This window comes from Streptococcus mitis (assembly GCF_905187495.1).
Lineage (GTDB): Bacteria > Bacillota > Bacilli > Lactobacillales > Streptococcaceae > Streptococcus > Streptococcus mitis_CU.
In genome coordinates this window covers 363522-382066 of the sequence record NZ_CAJJIB010000151.1, presented here as the reverse complement: position 1 = coordinate 382066, position 18545 = coordinate 363522, and the positions used below count along the sequence as shown (strand labels likewise).

The 18545-nt window shown below is 36.9% G+C and carries 20 protein-coding genes, 1 pseudogene and 1 other annotated feature; of the genes and pseudogenes, 18 read left to right on the top strand and 3 right to left on the bottom strand.

The window, feature by feature from the left end; all coding sequences use genetic code 11:
- The first annotated feature begins 89 nt into the window (after positions 1–89).
- The 11 genes and pseudogenes from JQ843_RS08040 to JQ843_RS07995 all read left to right on the top strand — a co-directional run bounded on the left by JQ843_RS08040 (position 90) and on the right by JQ843_RS07995 (position 8678).
- On the top strand, positions 90–1349 hold the full coding sequence (locus JQ843_RS08040; protein ID WP_203213353.1) for a TRZ/ATZ family protein: 1260 nt from the start codon (positions 90–92) through the stop codon (positions 1347–1349).
- Positions 1350–1423: 74 nt separating this feature from the next.
- Positions 1424–1559: a sequence feature (ribosomal protein L10 leader region), on the top strand.
- Positions 1560–1597: 38 nt separating this feature from the next.
- Positions 1598–2098, top strand: coding sequence for a 50S ribosomal protein L10 (rplJ, locus tag JQ843_RS08035; protein ID WP_045606104.1), 501 nt, complete (start codon positions 1598–1600; stop codon positions 2096–2098).
- A 72-nt stretch (positions 2099–2170) separates the two neighbouring features.
- The gene (gene rplL, locus JQ843_RS08030; protein WP_001196965.1) at positions 2171–2539 is read left to right on the top strand and encodes a 50S ribosomal protein L7/L12; all 369 of its coding nucleotides are present in this window, start codon (positions 2171–2173) and stop codon (positions 2537–2539) included.
- Between the two features lie 201 nt (positions 2540–2740).
- On the top strand, positions 2741–2872 hold the full coding sequence (locus JQ843_RS09970) for a hypothetical protein (protein WP_080976406.1): 132 nt from the start codon (positions 2741–2743) through the stop codon (positions 2870–2872).
- A 38-nt stretch (positions 2873–2910) separates the two neighbouring features.
- Positions 2911–2988: pseudogene (locus tag JQ843_RS08025) on the top strand (replication initiator protein A); the annotation flags it as partial.
- A 611-nt stretch (positions 2989–3599) separates the two neighbouring features.
- Positions 3600–4283, top strand: coding sequence for a response regulator transcription factor (locus JQ843_RS08020; protein ID WP_024057852.1), 684 nt, complete (start codon positions 3600–3602; stop codon positions 4281–4283).
- Positions 4276–5619 carry a sensor histidine kinase gene (locus JQ843_RS08015; protein WP_203213352.1) on the top strand — a complete coding sequence of 448 codons (1344 nt, stop codon included), beginning with the start codon at positions 4276–4278 and terminating at the stop codon, positions 5617–5619. Before JQ843_RS08020 ends, JQ843_RS08015 begins: the two co-directional genes overlap by 8 nt.
- A 170-nt stretch (positions 5620–5789) precedes the next feature.
- A complete protein-coding gene (locus tag JQ843_RS08010; protein ID WP_001025883.1) occupies positions 5790–6476 on the top strand; it encodes an ABC transporter ATP-binding protein in 687 nt (228 codons plus the stop codon).
- Entirely contained in the window at positions 6473–7213 is a 741-nt protein-coding gene (locus tag JQ843_RS08005; protein WP_000590350.1) for a lantibiotic immunity ABC transporter MutE/EpiE family permease subunit, read from the top strand. Before JQ843_RS08010 ends, JQ843_RS08005 begins: the two co-directional genes overlap by 4 nt.
- Positions 7191–7853 carry an ABC-2 family transporter permease gene (locus JQ843_RS08000; RefSeq protein ID WP_203213351.1) on the top strand — a complete coding sequence of 221 codons (663 nt, stop codon included), beginning with the start codon at positions 7191–7193 and terminating at the stop codon, positions 7851–7853. The genes JQ843_RS08005 and JQ843_RS08000 overlap by 23 nt, the downstream gene beginning before the upstream one ends.
- Before the next feature lie 162 nt (positions 7854–8015).
- On the top strand, positions 8016–8678 hold the full coding sequence (locus JQ843_RS07995) for a NisI/SpaI family lantibiotic immunity lipoprotein (protein ID WP_203213350.1): 663 nt from the start codon (positions 8016–8018) through the stop codon (positions 8676–8678).
- Positions 8679–8891: 213 nt separating this feature from the next.
- On the opposite strand, the gene gdhA is transcribed toward JQ843_RS07995, so the two are convergent.
- Complete coding sequence (gene gdhA, locus JQ843_RS07990) at positions 8892–10238, bottom strand: NADP-specific glutamate dehydrogenase (RefSeq protein ID WP_203213349.1); 1347 nt, start codon at positions 10236–10238, stop codon at positions 8892–8894.
- Between the two features lie 245 nt (positions 10239–10483).
- Here gdhA and JQ843_RS07985 point away from each other — a divergent pair, with 245 nt between their 5' ends.
- The 7 genes from JQ843_RS07985 (at position 10484) to JQ843_RS07955 (ending at position 17162) form a co-directional block, all read left to right on the top strand.
- Positions 10484–11419 carry a dihydroorotate oxidase gene (locus JQ843_RS07985; protein WP_203213348.1) on the top strand — a complete coding sequence of 312 codons (936 nt, stop codon included), beginning with the start codon at positions 10484–10486 and terminating at the stop codon, positions 11417–11419.
- Positions 11420–11452: 33 nt separating this feature from the next.
- Entirely contained in the window at positions 11453–12490 is a 1038-nt protein-coding gene (holA, locus tag JQ843_RS07980; protein ID WP_203213347.1) for a DNA polymerase III subunit delta, read from the top strand.
- 248 nt (positions 12491–12738) lie between these two features.
- Positions 12739–13344, top strand: a complete 606-nt coding sequence (gene sodA, locus JQ843_RS07975) for a superoxide dismutase SodA (protein WP_049546399.1) — start codon at positions 12739–12741, stop codon at positions 13342–13344.
- A 156-nt stretch (positions 13345–13500) separates the two neighbouring features.
- Positions 13501–14031, top strand: coding sequence for a YutD family protein (locus tag JQ843_RS07970; RefSeq protein ID WP_020901484.1), 531 nt, complete (start codon positions 13501–13503; stop codon positions 14029–14031).
- A gap of 20 nt (positions 14032–14051) precedes the next feature.
- On the top strand, positions 14052–15137 hold the full coding sequence (gene rlmN / locus JQ843_RS07965) for a dual-specificity RNA methyltransferase RlmN (RefSeq protein ID WP_000804760.1): 1086 nt from the start codon (positions 14052–14054) through the stop codon (positions 15135–15137).
- Positions 15137–15619 carry a VanZ family protein gene (locus tag JQ843_RS07960; RefSeq protein WP_084950376.1) on the top strand — a complete coding sequence of 161 codons (483 nt, stop codon included), beginning with the start codon at positions 15137–15139 and terminating at the stop codon, positions 15617–15619. The genes rlmN and JQ843_RS07960 overlap by 1 nt, the downstream gene beginning before the upstream one ends.
- Before the next feature lies 1 nt (position 15620).
- Entirely contained in the window at positions 15621–17162 is a 1542-nt protein-coding gene (locus JQ843_RS07955) for an ABC-F family ATP-binding cassette domain-containing protein (protein ID WP_000025383.1), read from the top strand.
- A gap of 54 nt (positions 17163–17216) precedes the next feature.
- Here the strand turns inward: JQ843_RS07955 and JQ843_RS07950 are convergent, their stop codons facing one another.
- Both JQ843_RS07950 and JQ843_RS07945 read right to left on the bottom strand, forming a co-directional pair.
- Positions 17217–18020: a peptidylprolyl isomerase gene (locus JQ843_RS07950; protein ID WP_203213346.1), complete on the bottom strand. Its 804-nt coding sequence runs from the start codon at positions 18018–18020 to the stop codon at positions 17217–17219.
- Positions 18017–18400, bottom strand: coding sequence for a hypothetical protein (locus tag JQ843_RS07945; protein WP_203213501.1), 384 nt, complete (start codon positions 18398–18400; stop codon positions 18017–18019). Before JQ843_RS07945 ends, JQ843_RS07950 begins: the two co-directional genes overlap by 4 nt.
- Between the last annotated feature and the right edge of the window lie 145 nt (positions 18401–18545).

Below are 18545 nucleotides of genomic sequence, written 5' to 3'. Positions count from 1 at the left end.
TAAAATCTTATGGACGAAAAAAGTTGCCTTCGGGTGACTTTTTTGTTACAATAGCTAGAAAAAATCAAGGCCTTAGAAGGAGAAAAACAATGAAAGTCTATCAGCATGTAAATATCGTGACTTGTGATCAAGATTTCCATGTTTATCTGAATGGAATCTTAGCAGTTAAGGATTCTCAAATCGTCTATGTCGGTCAAGAGAATTCAGAGATTTTAGAGCAAGCTGAGCAGATTATAGACTATCAGGGGGCCTGGATTATGCCTGGTTTGGTCAATTGCCATACTCATTCTGCTATGACAGGTTTGCGAGGGATTCGGGATGATAGTAATCTCCATGAATGGCTCAATGACTACATCTGGCCAGCAGAAGCTGAGTTTACTCCCGACATGACTACCAAGGCAGTCAAAGAGGCTCTGACAGAAATGCTCCAGTCAGGAACGACAACCTTCAACGATATGTATAATCCCAATGGTGTAGATATTGAGAGAATTTATCAGGCAGTCAAGGCTTCCAAGATGCGTTGTTATTTCTCACCGACCCTCTTTTCTTCAGAGGCAGAAACAACTGCTGAGACTATAAGTAGAACTCGAGCAATCATTGAAGAAATTATTGGATATAAAAATCCAAATTTCAAGGTGATGGTAGCCCCACATTCTCCCTACAGCTGTAGTAGAGACTTGCTGGCAGAAAGCTTAGATCTGGCAAAAGAGTTGAATATTCCTATCCATATCCACGTGGCGGAGACCAAGGAGGAGTCAGGCATTATCCTGAAACGCTACGGCAAACGCCCCTTAGCCTTTCTAGAAGAACTGGGGTATTTAGATCATCCGTCTGTCTTTGCTCACGGGGTCGAACTAAACGAGAGAGAAATTGAACGCTTGGCAACTTCTCAAGTGTCTATTGCCCACAATCCTATCAGTAACCTCAAACTGGCATCAGGGATTGCTCCCATCATCCAACTGCAAAAAGCAGGAATAGCAGTAGGAATTGCGACTGACTTGGTCGCTTCTAATAATAATTTAGACATGTTTGAGGAAGGACGGACAGCAGCCCTTCTTCAGAAGATGAAAAGTGGAGATGCCAGCCAATTTCCTATCGAAACAGCCCTCAAGGCACTGACAATCGAAGGGGCTAAGGTCCTAGGGATAGAACATCAGATAGGAAGTTTGGAAGTCGGCAAGCAGGCAGATTTTCTCGTTATTCAACCACAAGGGAAAATCCATTTTCAACCCCAAGAAAATATGCTCTCTCACCTAGTCTATGCTGTCAAGTCCAGTGATGTTGATGATGTTTATATTGCTGGAGAACAGGTTGTTAAGCAAGGTCAAGCCCTGACAGTAGAACTTTAAAAGAAAAATCACAAAAAATTTTAAAAAAGTTTGCAAAAATCTTGCATTCTTTTTTTAACTATGCTATACTTATATACGGTTTGAAAAAACTGCCTAAGACAGTAGGGGAGCTCGACTCATAAATATCCTACCGAGGACAAAACGTATCATGTAAAAAGAAGCGTATTGTACTTTCGTGTCTAGGTTTGGGCGCGTTTTTCTTTTGAAAAATTTCCCCAAGCAAAATAATAACGGAGGTGAACACACTAATGAGTGAAGCAATTATTGCTAAAAAAGCGGAACTAGTTGACGTAGTAGCTGAAAAAATGAAAGCTGCTGCATCTATCGTCGTTGTAGACGCTCGTGGTTTGACAGTTGAGCAAGATACAGTTCTTCGTCGTGAGCTTCGTGGAAGCGAAGTTGAGTATAAAGTTATTAAAAACTCAATCTTGCGTCGTGCAGCTGAAAAAGCTGGTCTTGAAGATCTTGCATCTGTATTTGTTGGACCATCTGCAGTAGCATTTTCTAACGAAGATGTTATCGCACCAGCGAAAATCTTGAACGATTTTGCTAAAGACGCTGAAGCACTTGAAATCAAAGGTGGTGCAATCGAAGGCGCTGTCGCATCTAAAGAAGAGATTCTTGCTCTTGCAACTCTTCCAAACCGCGAAGGACTTCTTTCTATGCTCCTTTCTGTACTTCAAGCGCCAGTGCGCAACGTTGCTCTTGCAGTCAAAGCGGTTGCAGACAACAAAGAAGACGCAGCTTAATCTTAAGCTACGCAGCGTAGCCTAGCTACGAAAATCTATTATAAATTTAAAACATATTTGGAGGATATAACAATGGCATTGAACATTGAAAACATTATTGCTGAAATTAAAGAAGCTTCAATCCTTGAATTGAACGACCTTGTAAAAGCTATCGAAGAAGAATTTGGTGTAACTGCAGCTGCTCCTGTAGCTGTTGCTGCAGCTGGTGCTGCTGACGCTGGTGCTGCTAAAGATTCATTCGACGTTGAATTGACATCTGCAGGCGACAAAAAAGTTGGCGTTATCAAAGTTGTACGTGAAATCACAGGTCTTGGTCTTAAAGAAGCTAAAGAACTTGTTGATGGTGCACCAGCACTTGTTAAAGAAGGCGTTGCAACTGCAGAAGCTGAAGAAATCAAAGCTAAATTGGAAGAAGCTGGAGCTTCAGTTACTCTTAAATAAGAGGCATATACCAATTAGAATTCGGGATACTATAGTATCAGCCTTTTAGAATCGTGAACACATTTTAGAAACTGATAAATTAATTTAGTTTCCTACCAAAAACCCTACCAAAAATTAATTTGGCAGGGTTTTTCTTTTTAACAAATTTATCGTGGAGAACAGTTGAATATTGTTCTCCTTTTTTTATTTTCAGGAGGGAAAATGACAAAAGAATTACAATCATCACGCTATATTGTCATTTCATTTTTAGTACGTGAAATGAGAATTGATATTGTTGAAGCCATCTCTCGTATGGCTGAATTAGAAAAAAGTGGCTTGGTTCGATTGGAATAAAGTGGAGATTTAATACTCAAAGAACTTGGAGGGGCGCTATGAAACGAATTACCGCAAATCAATACCAAACTTCAGAACGGTATTATAAATTACCTAAAATTCTTTTTGAGAATGAGGAGGATAGGAATACTCAACCTATCTTGAAAAGAAAAGTTGAAAAGGTCACATTTCTTTATCATTTTTAACCTTGCTTTACTTGTCTTGGCAGGCTGGGCTGGGCATAAGTGGAAGAAGGGATAGAAAATAATCTGAACAAGTTCAAAACGTATTCCGTTTTTTTAGGACATGAAAAATTTTAGAAATTGATTCTTTCTTAAATTTGAATTTCACTAGTAGTGTAAAGATGATTTTTTCTCTGAATAAAATCTGAATTTTCTCTGATACAATCTCAAATGTCAAGGTTCAATAATTGTTGCTTCAGTAGGTGATGAGGGTCTAGATTAAAATAATCAAGAAGCATTGAAACATTACGTTGGAGAACTTAAGGGGGAGGATTATTCATATATAGATGGGAAAGTTATGGTTATTTCTGCTGGATAAGAAATGATATTGATGGCACTCAAATTATATTATTAAATATTACGAATTTTGTTCAAGATAGTGTAAAATAGATTTATACTAGTTTCTAAAAATTTAATTTACATTACAAACTGATGTATTGAGACTATTCTTTGTCAGAAATACGGAGCATTGCAGGTAGTTCTCTAAAATTTTTTGAGGTGATAGAATGTATAAGATATTAGTTGTAGATGACGATTTTGAAATTTTGAAATTGATGCGAACTATTTTAGAGATGAAAAACTATCAGGTAACGACGTATCAAGAAGTGACTGCACCAATCAATATTAATAATTTCAAAGGATTTGATTTGATTTTATTAGATGTAATGATGCCTAATATAGATGGTATGCAAATTTGTAAGCAGATTAGAAATAAAGTAAGCTCCCCTATTATTTTTGTTAGTGCAAAAGACACCGAAGATGATATAGTATCAGGATTGAATTTAGGAGGAGATGACTATATTACAAAACCTTTCAGCATCAATCAATTAATTGCTAAAGTTGCTGCAAATCTCAAACGAGAAGAACGATACAAACAAGGTGAATTAAGTAATCAAATTGTTCGAGAATTATCTCCAATAACGATTTATTTACAAGAAAAAATTGTTTGTATTAATGGAGATAGTCTTGCCTTTACAAGTAGAGAATATGATATCATAGAGCTATTATCTAGCAATCCAAGAAAAATTTTTACTGTACAAGATATATATGAAAACGTTTATGATGATGATGCTGAAACCCTCTTTCGTTCAATATCTGAGTATATCTATCAAATAAGATTAAAATTCTCATCCTATGGAATTAATCCTATAAAAACAGTTAGAGGTATGGGATACAAGTGGCATGATTAAGAAGAATAGTACAATTAGAGGACGTATAATAAGGACTGTTTTAGAACTAGTAACAGGTACGTTACTGAGTATACTTTTATTTTTTATATTTACTTATTTACTTGTTTTTACAGGACAATTAAATGTATACGACTCTAAAATTGAAATTTCAGTGAGTGATACCAGCAATTTAAGTGATGTAGTTCAAGCAATGAATAACTCTATATTTGACTATGTTGTATTTAATCGCAAGACAGGTACAATTGAAGCGGGTAATTATCAAAAAAAGGATTTGCCTGCCTATCGAGAAGTTTTTGCTAAAAATGAATCTGTAAGTAATAGTGAGGTGTATTATGTGTATTATGCTAATTCAGAAATTGTACTTACTGTCAGGCAACCCATGATACCTGAGTTTGTTAATCCGAATTTGCGTCACATTTCATTTAACCTATTTTCTTATTTATTTTTCTTCGTTTTCGAAACGATTTTACTCATTTGGTCACTTACAAGATTAATAAAAGAATTTTCAAAAAATTTTCTACTTATACAAAAAAAAGCTTTAAACATGGGGCAGTTAACATTTAAAGAAAAAAACATTCCCTCTCAAATACAAGAGTTCGATGAAATTCTCTCTGTATTATATCAAAAGGACGACGAGTTAACTAATTTACTCAAATCAGAGAGAAGGGAGAAGGAAGATTTATCTTTTCAAGTTGGTGCATTAGCTCATGATGTAAAAACTCCTTTAACAGTACTAAAAGGAAATTTAGAGTTGCTTGAATTAACTAACCTGACTGATCAACAGAAGGAATATACTCAGTCAATGAATAACAGTATAGTGATTTTTGAAAGATACTTTAGTTCAATGATTGATTATTCAAGATTACTAATTGAAGATAAAGATTATGGGGAACAGATATATTTACCTGATTTTTTAAGTGATCTGTCAGTAGAGGCGAAATCTGTAATGAATAATGCAAAGGTTGATTTCAAAATTATTAATACTACAAAATTAATGTTTTTTAAGGGAAATCGTTTTAATTTAAATCGGGCATTAATTAACATTTTAGCAAATGCAGCAAGATATAGTTCTGGAGAAAAAAAAGTTACGCTTACTATCATTGAGGAAACAGAGTATATTAATTTTGTAGTGTGGAATAATGGTCTGCCTTTTACTGAACAGTCCTTATTAAATGCAGATAAGTTATTTTATACTGAGAATAAAGGTAGGAATAATAAGCACTATGGTTTAGGGTTAGCATTTGCTAAACAAGTTGCAACTAGACATTTAGGAGAATTGTTTTTATCAAATCCAGATAGAGGTGGCGCTCAAGTGACGTTGCTTATTAAAAAATAATTCTGTAAGGATATATTAGATAGCTTCCATATAATAGTTATGTATAAAAATAGATGGTTTTCTAAATTGAGGACTGTCTATTTTTTTAATTTTGTAAAATTGGAAATTCTGAACAAATTTTGAAAAATAAAGTATAACATACAAGTATAAAACAAGGAGGAATTATAGTTATGAATATACAAGTTCAAAAACTTAGAAAATCATATAAGGATAGAGAAGTACTGAAAAATATTTCTTTTGAAATAAAAGAGGGGAGTATTTGTGGATTATTAGGTATTAATGGTGCAGGAAAATCAACAATTATGAAGATTATTTTTGGTCTTGAAAATGCTGATAGTGGTACGGTTATTTTTAATGGGAAAAAAAATGCGGGTATATATGAGATTGGAGCGCTTATTGAAACTCCAGCTATCTACATGAACTTATCTGCTTATGATAACTTAAAAACAAGAGCATTGTTATATGACATTTCTGACGAACGAATTAATGAAGTATTAAACTTGATTGGGCTATCTAATACGGGAAAGAAAAAAGCAGGGAGCTTTTCTTTAGGTATGAAACAACGTTTGGGATTAGGTATGGCAATAATTACTAGTCCAGATTTGCTCATTTTAGATGAACCTACCAATGGATTGGATCCAGATGGTATAAAGGAATTGTTGAATTTAATGATTTCTTTAAAGAAATCAGGAATGACAATTCTTTTATCTAGCCATCAACTGTATGAAGTTAGTAAAGTGGCAGATAAAGTTGTTATTTTACATGATGGTCAAATTTTTTACGATGGTTCGAATGTTCAAAGTGATGATTTAGAATCTTTATTTATAAGAATTGTTCATGGAGGTGACGCAATATGATAAAAATATTTAAATCAGAATGGTTAAAACAGCGAAAAAATACATCCAAAAAATTCTTGATAATAGCTCCTGGATTGTCGATTTTAATAGCTGTATTACTTGTTGGACCGAGTATTCTAGAAAGTTTTTCAATATATTGGTGGGAAGCCGTCTTTTTGTACACGCTTATTGGATTGTTATTTTTATATGATTATAAAGCAGAAGAAGCTGCAGGAAACTTCCAGAATATATACTTTCGAAATGATAGCATAAAAATATATATCGTAAAGATACTTTTAAAATTAAAAGATTTACTCATTTCGAACGTATGGTTTTTAGCTATATTATTATTTACAAGTAATTTTTTGTATGGCGACTTAATATCATTGAATATAATTGGTGACTTAATTTGTTTAGTACTTATTTCGATAACATCCATATGGGTATTGCCACTCTTGTATCTATTTTCGAAACGGATCAACCCCTATATCTTAGTATCTATTAACTCCTTGATTTGTTTTTTGGTTGCACCTTTTATCGCTCAAAGTAGCTTTTGGTTCTTCTTTCCTTTTACATATCATTATAAAATTGCTTATAGTCTTATGTATATAAAACCGTCAGGAGATTTAGATTTAACAAATCATGTAACAGACGTTAAAATGGTAGTATTTACCGTATTTCTATCATTGATTCTATTTATTGTTTCTTTGTTAATGTTAAATTGGAGGTTAAGTAATGATCCAATTGCTAAAAAGTGAAATGATTAAATTTAAAGGTTCGTATCAACTATACATTATTTTGATTTTGTCTACTATACAACTATTGACAATTCCAATTTACATATTATCTGTAAATAACACAATTGTATTGGAAAATATTATCTTTTTACCCATGTTAGGCTATTGTATGATAACTACGATAATCACTTTATTAGTATCTGAACAAGAAATCAATGCTAATAATTATCAGAATATTAAAGGCTCGAGAAATACAGCCAGTATATGGGGAGCGAAAATTTTTGTGTTAGATTTACTATTATCTTTACTTACTATTCCTTTATGGGTAGTTGTAGGTATAGAGTTAGAACACTTTTCATATTATTTTTACGTAGGAATAGTTAGTTGGTTATTACTAATATTGCTAAATCATTTCCACATGCTATTGACATTGTTTATTGCGAAAGGTGGTAATTTACTTATTGCTGTTGTAGAAAGTTTATTTATATTATTTGCAACAAATAAAGTTTTTCTTAATATTTTTTGGATTCCAGTAATTTTACCAGTTAATATAATTTTAGAAAATAATTTTAGAAGCACAACCTATTTATTAGCTTTAACTTTTTATGTTGTATTATTGTTTGTTGCTAATTTAGTAGTTGTAAGCAGAAAAGGTGTTTAATTATATATTCTGATGGAAATGAATGGAGTGTTAAATTTTTGGATGGAAGTTTGGGAACTGTTTTGACTTTACTTTATAACCAAAATAAATCTGTAAAGACATATTGGAGAGAGGCGTTATTGATTTTTGATAATTTAACTATAGAAAATTAGGAGGAGAACTATGAAATTCAAAAAGATCTATCTTTCCGTAATTTTTTTCTTAAGTTTACTTAGATTGACTGGATGCACATATGAGAAGTATGATGTTAAATTTCTCGACTCAAGTTATAATCGATTTGATTATAAAGGAGAGCATTATGGTGTAACTAATCAATTAATTTTATATGAAGATATTGAAAGTAAAGTAAGCAATCATTATGATATTTATGAAATATCTTACGATGATTCCAATGATGAAATAAAGAATGATTTGTTGGAGATTGGTGACTTATATCAAACCAAGAATAGAGAATTTGCCATAAAAATTGATAGTACTTTCTATAAATGTAAACTACTTGATAATATTTCTAAAGAAGAACTTATAAAAGTTTCTGACTTATTTAATGTTCGCTTAGTAGGAGAATTTGCTATCAATGAGCAAGAAGCCAGAGAGTTGAAGATAGGGGAACAATTATTTACAATTACTGAAGAAATTATTCCAAAAGAAGAGCTTAGTGCTACAGTTGCTAACTTAGATAATCAAGTGAAGTCAGTCACTAGATTATCAGGGGAGCACGAAAGTTGGAAATATGGAGAAATTTGTTCTTTAAAAAATCAGTCTATCCACGAGAAAGTAGCAGTTAAATTGAATGGAGAATATCATTTGGCTTTCTTAAGAAGTTAAACTGGGCAAAAAGTCTTTAAAAGAAAAAACGGCAAATAATAGAGCGACTACATTAGTAGCTTAAAAACATGATTAAACCGCTATTCTTAGGAGTAGCGGTTTTTCTTTTTGTTCTAAAAGGGGCAAAAAAGGGGGCGAGTAAGTAATTTTCCAACTGTTTAATTCAAGCTAAAAATCCCCAATCGAAGCGATTGAGGATTAAGCAAATGAATCTTAAACAATACCTTGTGCAATCATAGCGTTTGCTACATTTTCAAAGGCAGCAATGTTAGCTCCTGCAAGGTAGTCTTTATTAAGACCGTATGTTTCTGAAGTTGTTTTAGCTGTGTTGAAGATGTTTGTCATGATGTCTTTGAGACGGCCATCAACTTCTTCACGAGTCCATGAGAGGCGAAGGCTATTTTGGCTCATTTCAAGAGCTGAAACGGCTACACCACCAGCGTTGGCAGCTTTGGCAGGTCCGTAGAAGATACCATTTTCTTTGTAGACTTTGATGGCATCAAGGTCGCTTGGCATGTTGGCACCTTCAGATACACAGATAACGCCTTGAGCAACCAAACGTTTAGCTGCTTCACCGTTGATTTCGTTTTGAGTCGCACATGGAAGAGCGATGTCATAGTTTCCAGCGTAAGTCCATACAGAACCTTCATGATAAGTAGCAGTTGCTTTCTCAGCTGCATACTCAGTCAAACGAGCGCGACGTTTTTCTTTAACGTCAACCAAAAGATCGAAGTCGATACCATTTTCATCGATGACATAACCATTTGAGTCAGATACAGAGATAACAGTTGCACCAAGTTCAGTCGCTTTTTGAAGAGCGTATTGAGCAACGTTACCAGAACCTGAAATAACAACTTTCTTACCAGCAAAGCTGTTACCGTTAGCTTTAAGCATTTCTTCAGTATAGTAAACCAAACCGTAACCAGTTGCTTCTGGACGAATCAAGCTACCACCAAATCCAAGAGGTTTACCAGTCAAGACACCAGCATCAAATTGGTTAAGGCGTTTGTATTGACCGTAAAGGTAACCAATCTCACGTCCACCAACACCGATATCACCAGCAGGTACGTCAAGTGATGGGCCGATGTATTTTTGTAGTTCAGTCATGAAGCTTTGGCAGAAGCGCATCACTTCAGCATCTGTTTTACCTTTAGGATCGAAGTCTGATCCACCTTTACCTCCACCGATTGGAAGTCCAGTCAAAACGTTTTTAAAGATTTGTTCAAATCCGAGGAATTTCAAAATCCCTTGGTTTACAGTTGGGTGGAAACGAAGTCCGCCTTTGTATGGTCCAACAGCTGAGTTGAATTGAACACGGTAACCGCGGTTTACTTGAACTTTTCCATCACGGTCAACCCAAGGAACACGGAAAGAAATCACGCGCTCTGGCTCAGTGATACGTGCTAAGATGTTTTCTTCGATATACTCAGGATGTTTTTCAAATACAGGTTCTAAAGTGTTGAAAAATTCTTCGACAGCTTGGAGGAATTCAGCCTCGTGCCCGTTACGAGCTTTCACAGTTTCAAACACGCTTTGGATATATTCTTTAGCAGATGTCATATCGTTCTCCTTAAATTCTAATTTAATTATGTGTGTCATTATAGCAGAATTTTTTTTAACTGTAAAGAGAAAAAACAAAAATTTTCTAAAAATTCTTTCAATTTGATTTTTGGGATTGTTTTAAATTGGAATTTTTTATAATAGATAAAAATACGAACGTTTTTCTTATAAATGACTTTCTTAAAAAGAAAAGCTGAAAATATGGTATAATATTAGCAATAAAAGGAATCTGGAGGATCAGAATCATGGTATCAACGAAAACGCAAATTGCTGGTTTTGAGTTTGATAATTGTTTGATGAATGCAGCAGGTGTGGCTTGTATGACGATAGCAGAGTTAGAGGGCGTTAAAAACTCAGCGGCAGGAACTTTTGTGACCAAGACAGCGACCTTGGACTTTCGTCAGGGGAATCCTGAGCCACGCTATCAAGATGTTCCCCTTGGTTCTATCAACTCCATGGGCTTACCAAATAATGGCTTAGACTATTATTTGGACTATCTTTTGGACTTGCAGGAAAAAGAGCCGAACCGAACTTTCTTCTTATCTCTAGTCGGCATGTCTCCAGAGGAAACCCATACTATCTTGAAAAAAGTCCAAGAGAGTGAGTTTCGTGGTCTGACTGAGCTAAACCTCTCTTGTCCAAATGTTCCAGGTAAACCTCAGATTGCCTATGATTTTGAGACAACTGACCGGATTTTGGCAGAGGTATTTGCCTACTTCACCAAACCTCTTGGAATTAAATTGCCACCATATTTTGATATTGTTCACTTTGACCAAGCGGCAGCTATTTTCAACAAGTACCCGCTCAAGTTTGTCAACTGTGTTAACTCTATCGGAAACGGCCTTTATATAGAAGATGAGTCCGTCGTTATTCGTCCTAAAAATGGTTTTGGGGGGATTGGTGGAGAGTATATCAAACCGACTGCTTTAGCTAATGTTCATGCCTTTTATCAACGCTTAAACCCTCAAATTCAAATTATTGGTACAGGTGGCGTTTTGACTGGTCGTGATGCCTTTGAACATATCCTCTGTGGTGCTAGTATGGTACAAGTGGGAACCACCCTTCACAAAGAAGGTGTCGGTGCCTTTGAACGTATTACCAATGAACTGAAAGCAATCATGACGGAAAAAGGGTACGAGAGCCTAGATGATTTTCGTGGGAAATTACGCTATATTGATTAAATTAAATCGAAAAATCAGAAGAAAGGAGAGAAGATGCTAGCTATTGAAGAAAGCCAGAAGTTGACTTTATCAAATTTACCTAACCTGAGCCTTTTTACAGGCATAGATCAGGGCCAGTTTGAAGTGATGAAGAGTCAAGTGTTGAAACAGATTGGTTATGATTCTGCCGACCTCAACTTTGCCTACTTTGATATGAAAGAAGTGGTCTACAAGGATGTGGAACTGGAATTGGTCAGCCTTCCTTTCTTTGCGGATGAGAAAATCGTGATATTAGACCATTTTGTCGATATCACGACTGCTAAAAAGCGCTTTTTGACAGATGATGAGCTCAAGTCATTTGAGGAATACTTTGACAATCCTTCACTAACAACCAAGTTGATAATCTTTGCAGAAGGAAAGCTGGATAGCAAAAGACGGCTGGTAAAATTACTTAAGCGTGATGCCAAGGTCTTTGATGCAGTAGAAGCAAAAGAACAAGAATTGCGCCAGTATTTCCAAAAGTGGAGTCAGAAACAAGGTCTGCAGTTTGCCAATCATTCTTTTGAAAACCTCCTTATCAAATCTGGTTTTCAATTTAGCGAAATCCAGAAAAATCTCCTCTTTTTACAGTCCTATAAGGAAGACTCTGTTATCGAGGAAGAGGATATTGTCAATGCTATTCCCAAGACCTTGCAGGACAATATTTTTGATTTAACTCAGTTTATTCTGACTAAAAAGATGGATCAGGCGCGTGACTTGGTTAGAGACTTGACCTTGCAAGGGGAAGACGAAATTAAGCTCATAGCTGTCATGCTAGGACAATTTCGGACTTTTACTCAGGTGAAAATTTTGGCGGAGTCTGGACAAACAGAATCGCAGATTGCAAGTAGTCTAGGAAGTTTTCTCGGACGCAATCCTAATCCCTATCAAATCAAGTTTGCGCTGAGGGATTCACGAGGACTTTCCTTGAGCTTTTTGAAGCAAGCTATTTCTTATTTGATTGAGACAGACTATCAGATTAAGACAGGTGTTTATGAAAAGAGTTTCCTTTTTGAAAAGGCACTCATACAGATTGCTAGTCAGGTAAATTGATACTCTTCGAAAATCAAATTCAAACCTCGTCAACGTCGCCTTGCCGTACTCAAGTACAACCTGCGGCTAGTTTCCTAGTTTGCTCTTTGATTTTCATTGAGTATGATATTATTTTGGAAACTACAACCCGCGTCAGGACTATCTTGTCGTGGGTTTCTTAGTGATTTCTTCATCTATAAGCAAAAAACTTGAAAAAAGTGAATGTTTGCGTTATCATTTTCATATAGAAAGAAAAAGAGGTATTACAGATGGCTATTATCTTACCAGATCTTCCATATGCATACGACGCTTTGGAACCATACATCGATGCGGAAACAATGCACTTGCACCATGACAAACACCATCAAACTTATGTCAACAATGCTAATGTAGCTCTTGAAAAACACCCTGAAATTGGTGAAGACCTTGAAGCCCTGCTTGCTGATGTAGAATCTATCCCAGCTGATATCCGTCAAGCGCTTATCAACAATGGTGGTGGACACTTGAACCACGCTCTTTTCTGGGAATTGATGACTCCTGAAAAAACAGCTCCATCAGCAGAACTTGCAGCAGCAATCGATGCAACATTTGGTTCATTTGAAGAATTCCAAGCAGCCTTCACTGCAGCAGCAACAACTCGTTTTGGTTCAGGATGGGCATGGTTGGTTGTCAACAAAGAAGGTAAACTTGAAGTGACTTCAACAGCAAACCAAGACACACCAATCTCAGAAGGCAAAAAACCAATCTTGGGCTTGGACGTTTGGGAACATGCTTACTATGTGAAATACCGCAACGTGCGTCCTGACTACATCAAAGCTTTCTTCTCAGTGATCAACTGGAACAAAGTAGATGAATTGTACGCAGCTGCTAAATAATGATAGTTGGAGGGAAGAATTGTTCTTCTCTTTTTAAGGTTATATTATTTTGGTCTGACAAAATCGTCAGACTTTTTTCATTTTTATGAGAAACGTGCTAACTGCTAGAAATTATGGTAGAATAAAGTATTAAGTAATCGTGGAAAAAGGATATCTATGCGAAAAGAAATTGCACCTGAATTATACAACTATAACAAGTTTCCTGGTCCTGAGTTTCATTTACATGGGGACAAGGTCGAAACGGAAGGGATAGCTTTTTCCTTGGTGGAAAATATCAAGGATGCCTTTGATGTGACGGCTTTTAATCAGCGTTTTTCAGAAGTCTTAACCAAGTTTGATTATATCGTGGGAGACTGGAGCAACGAACAGCTTCGCCTACGAGGTTTTTACAAGGATGATCGAACAGAAGAAAAACTTGAAAAAATCAGTCGTTTACAAGACTACCTTTTAGAGTATTGTAGTTATGGTTGTGCCTATTTTGTCCTAGAAAATGAAGCTCCTAAGCGAGCATCGTTTGACAAGAAAATACGTAAGAAGGAAGAAGAAACACCTTCTAGAAAAGGAAAGAAACCGGCTCAAACAAAACGAAAACCGAATGCAGATAAGAAAAATAGACGTCGTCAGAAAGACCAGCATTCTCAGAAAGAGGACAAGGGGCAACGTCATTTTGTCATTCGTCAGAAGTGAGTAGAGAATAAGGAGAAGAAATGAAACCGTCAATTTATAGTTTAACACGTCAAACCATGCAGGAATGGGTATTGGAGCAAGGAGAAAAGAAATTCCGTGCTGATCAAATCTGGGAATGGCTCTACCGTAAACGTGTCCAGTCATTTGAAGAGATGACCAACCTTTCCAAGGATTTGATTGCTAAGCTTAATGATCAGTTTGTGGTCAATCCCTTGAAACAACGTATCGTTCAAGAGTCTGCTGATGGGACAGTTAAATATCTTTTTGAATTGCCAGATGGAATGCTGATTGAGACAGTACTCATGCGTCAACACTATGGTTTGTCAGTCTGTGTGACCACTCAGGTTGGCTGTAATATCGGTTGTACCTTCTGTGCCTCTGGTTTGATTAAGAAACAACGTGACCTCAATAATGGGGAAATTGTAGCGCAAATCATGCTGGTTCAGAAATACTTTGATGAGCGTGGTCAGGATGAACGCGTCAGTCATATTGTTGTCATGGGAATCGGTGAGCCCTTTGATAACTACAACAATGTCTTAAATTTCGTTCGCACTATCAACGATGATAAGGGAATGGCTATAGGTGCTCGTCACATCACGGTTTCAACCTCAGGTTTGGCCCATAAAATTCGTGATTTTGCTAATGAAGGGGTTCAGGTCAATCTTGCCGTTTCTCTTCACGCACCTAACAATGAACTGCGCTCAAGCATCATGAAGATTAACCGTGCCTTTCCGATTGAAAAACTCTTTGCTGCTATTGAGTATTATATCGAAACAACCAATCGTCGTGTAACCTTTGAGTATATCATGCTCAATGAAGTCAATGATGGTGTAGAACAAGCCTTGGAATTGGCTGAATTGCTCAAGAATATCAAGAAATTGTCTTATGTAAACTTGATTCCTTATAACCCAGTTAGTGAGCATGACCAATATAGCCGTAGTCCTAAAGAGCGCGTCCTGGCCTTCTATGATACGCTTAAGAAAAAAGGTGTTAACTGTGTTGTTCGTCAAGAGCATGGTACTGATATTGATGCAGCTTGTGGACAATTGCGTTCTAATACAATGAAACGTGACCGCCAGAAAGCAGTCGCAGCAGTCAATCCTTAATGATGAAGAAGACTTATAATCGTATTTTGGTCTGGGGAGTCATTTTCTATAGTATTTGTATCGTTTACTTTTGCTTTACTCCTCAAGAACATTCTCCCGTGGGGGTGGAAACTCCAGGTATTCAGCATCTTGGACGCCTGGTTTTTCTTTTGACTCCTTTCAATTCTCTCTGGAAACTGGGTGAGGTGAGTGACATAGGACAATTATGTTGGCTTTTTCTACAAAATATCCTCAATGTCTTCTTACTTTTTCCTCTGATTTTCCAACTCCTTTATCTCCTTCCAAACTTGCGTAAGACAAGAAAAGTGATCTTTTTCAGTTTTCTTATAAGCCTAGGAATTGAGTGTACGCAGTTAGTCTTAGATTTTTTCTTTGATTTTAATCGCGTCTTTGAGATTGATGATTTGTGGACCAATACCTTGGGTGGCTATCTGTCTTGGCTTCTCTATAAACAATTACATAAAAACAAGATAAGGAATTAAAATGAGTATTTTAGAAGTTAAAAATCTGAGTCATGGTTTTGGTGACCGTGCAATTTTTGAAGATGTGTCCTTCCGCCTCCTAAAGGGGGAACATATCGGCCTGGTCGGTGCCAATGGTGAAGGAAAATCAACCTTTATGAGTATTGTGACTGGTAAAATGCTGCCAGATGAAGGGAAGGTTGAGTGGTCCAAATATGTGACTGCTGGTTACTTGGATCAGCACTCAGTCCTTGCTGAAGGGCAGTCGGTGCGCGATGTTCTCCGTACGGCTTTTGATGAGCTTTTCAAAGCAGAAGTCCGTATCAATGATCTTTATATGGAAATGGCTGAAGATGGAGCGGATGTTGATGCTCTCATGGAAGAAGTGGGAGAACTTCAAGACCGTTTAGAGAGTCGTGATTTCTATACTTTGGATGCTAAGATTGATGAAGTAGCGCGTGCCCTTGGTGTCATGGACTTTGGCATGGATACGGATGTAACCTCTTTGTCAGGTGGGCAAAGAACCAAGGTGCTTTTGGCTAAACTTCTCCTTGAGAAGCCTGATATCTTGCTGTTGGACGAGCCGACCAACTACTTGGATGCTGAGCATATTGACTGGCTTAAGCGCTATCTCCAAAACTATGAGAATGCCTTTGTCCTCATTTCACACGATATTCCATTCCTGAACGACGTGATTAATATTGTCTACCATGTGGAAAATCAACAGCTGACGCGTTATTCTGGTGACTACTACCAGTTCCAAGAAGTCTATGCTATGAAGAAATCTCAGCTAGAGGCGGCCTACGAACGTCAGCAGAAAGAGATTGCGGACCTCAAAGACTTTGTCGCTCGTAATAAAGCGCGTGTTGCAACACGAAACATGGCCATGTCCCGTCAGAAGAAATTGGATAAGATGGATATTATCGAGCTGCAAAGTGAGAAACCAAAGCCGTCCTTTGATTTTAAACCAGCTCGTACACCAGGTCGCTTTATTTTCCAAGCTAAGGATTTGCAAATTGGTTATGATCGTCCTCTGACCAAGCCTTTAAATCTTACCTTTGAACGTAATCAAAAGGTTGCTATTATCGGTGCAAATGGTATCGGGAAAACAACTCTCTTGAAGTCTCTATTGGGCATTATCCCGCCAATCGCTGGAGAGGTTGAACGTGGAGACTACCTAGAACTTGGCTACTTTGAACAGGAAGTAGAAGGAGGCAATCGTCAAACACCTCTTGAAGCTGTCTGGAATGCCTTTCCTGCCCTTAATCAAGCAGAAGTCCGTGCAGCCCTTGCCCGTTGTGGCCTGACAACTAAGCATATCGAAAGTCAAATTCAGGTTTTGTCAGGTGGGGAACAAGCCAAAGTTCGTTTCTGTCTCTTGATGAATCGTGAAAACAACGTTTTAGTGCTGGACGAGCCGACCAACCACTTGGATGTGGATGCCAAGGATGAACTCAAACGCGCTCTTAAAGAATACAAGGGATCTATTCTTATGGTCTGTCACGAACCAGACTTCTATGAAGGTTGGATGGACCAAATCTGGGATTTTAATAATTTAACTTAAAAATAAGGATAAAAGAAATACAGTACCGAATGTGGGTACTGTATTTTTTGGTTTTTAAGATTTAAAATTGTAGTCTTTCACCACTTCGATGCTGTCGATTGTGATAGCAGTAGTTGGCTTGTCTTTTTCATCTTTTTCGGCTTTAGCAATCTTATCTACAACATCCATACCGTCAATCACTTGACCAAAGACTGGGTGTTTGCCATCTAGACTAGGGTTTCCACCTTCTTTGTAGGCTTCGATGATTTTCTTTGGATACTTGCTTGTAGGGAGTTTAGCAGAGGTATCTGTAGAGTTTTGGTTGATGAAAAATTGGCTACCGTTGGTGTTTGGTTGACCAGTATTAGCCATAGAAAGAGCACCACGGATGTTATAGAGATAAGGAGTAATCTCGTTTTTGAAACCAGTTCCCTTATCTTTAGTCTTATCCTTGTCATGCCAGATGGACTGACCACCTGTACCGTCCCCTTTTGGATCTCCAGTTTGAACCATGAAGCCATCGATGACACGGTGGAAGGTAATGCCGTTATAGTATCCTTCTTTGGCATGAGTGAGGAAGTTTTCAACCGCTAGAGGAGCGAGTTTAGGGAAGAGTTTAATACGGATATCTCCCTGATTTGTGTGGAGAATGACTTCAGCCTCGTCTTCAGCAACTTCCTTAGAAAGTTGTGGGAAATTGGCATTTTCGTTTGTCAAAGCATCATTTAACTCCTTGGCAGATTGGGCAGCTGCTTTGGAACTTTCTTCAGCAGCCAAGCTAGAATCTACATAGTCATCGCCACGCAAACTACGTTGGATGTTGCTACATCCAGCTAGGGCTACAGTGGATAGTAAAAGAAGGGTTGCTAGTTTTTTCATTCTGTTCCTCTCAAAAATTTATTTCTACCATTGTACCCTAAAAGGAAGTGGATTTCAAATGTTAGTGACAAGGTAGTTTTAGAGAAAGTCAATCCAAAAATCGCTTGCTTAGAGATTCTTCTTTGGATGGCGGTTGATAATTCCCTTGTATTGTTCCAGTATCTGCTCCCCTTTGGAGTTAATTTGTAGCCACGAACGGTAAAGTGACTTGCTAATTCTTCTTCTGAAAAGTTGTTATGAAGGGTTTGCTCCAGATCTGCAGCCTTCATCTTAGATAGTCCTGTAATTCCCTTGCTTTTCAGAATATTCTTTTTCATAGTAGCATTGAGATGATCAAGTGAGTCAAAAGCTGTTTCAATGACTGCATAACCTTTTTCCACCAGAGTTTTTAAATGTTTAGGGGCATCAATGTCATAAGTATACTCAAAGTATTTTGGAAACCAGATCTTAAGAAAGCTCGTAAAGCATCACAATTTAGTAAACGTTAATTCGAAAGAATTACTATACTTAAAAAGATTACTTTTT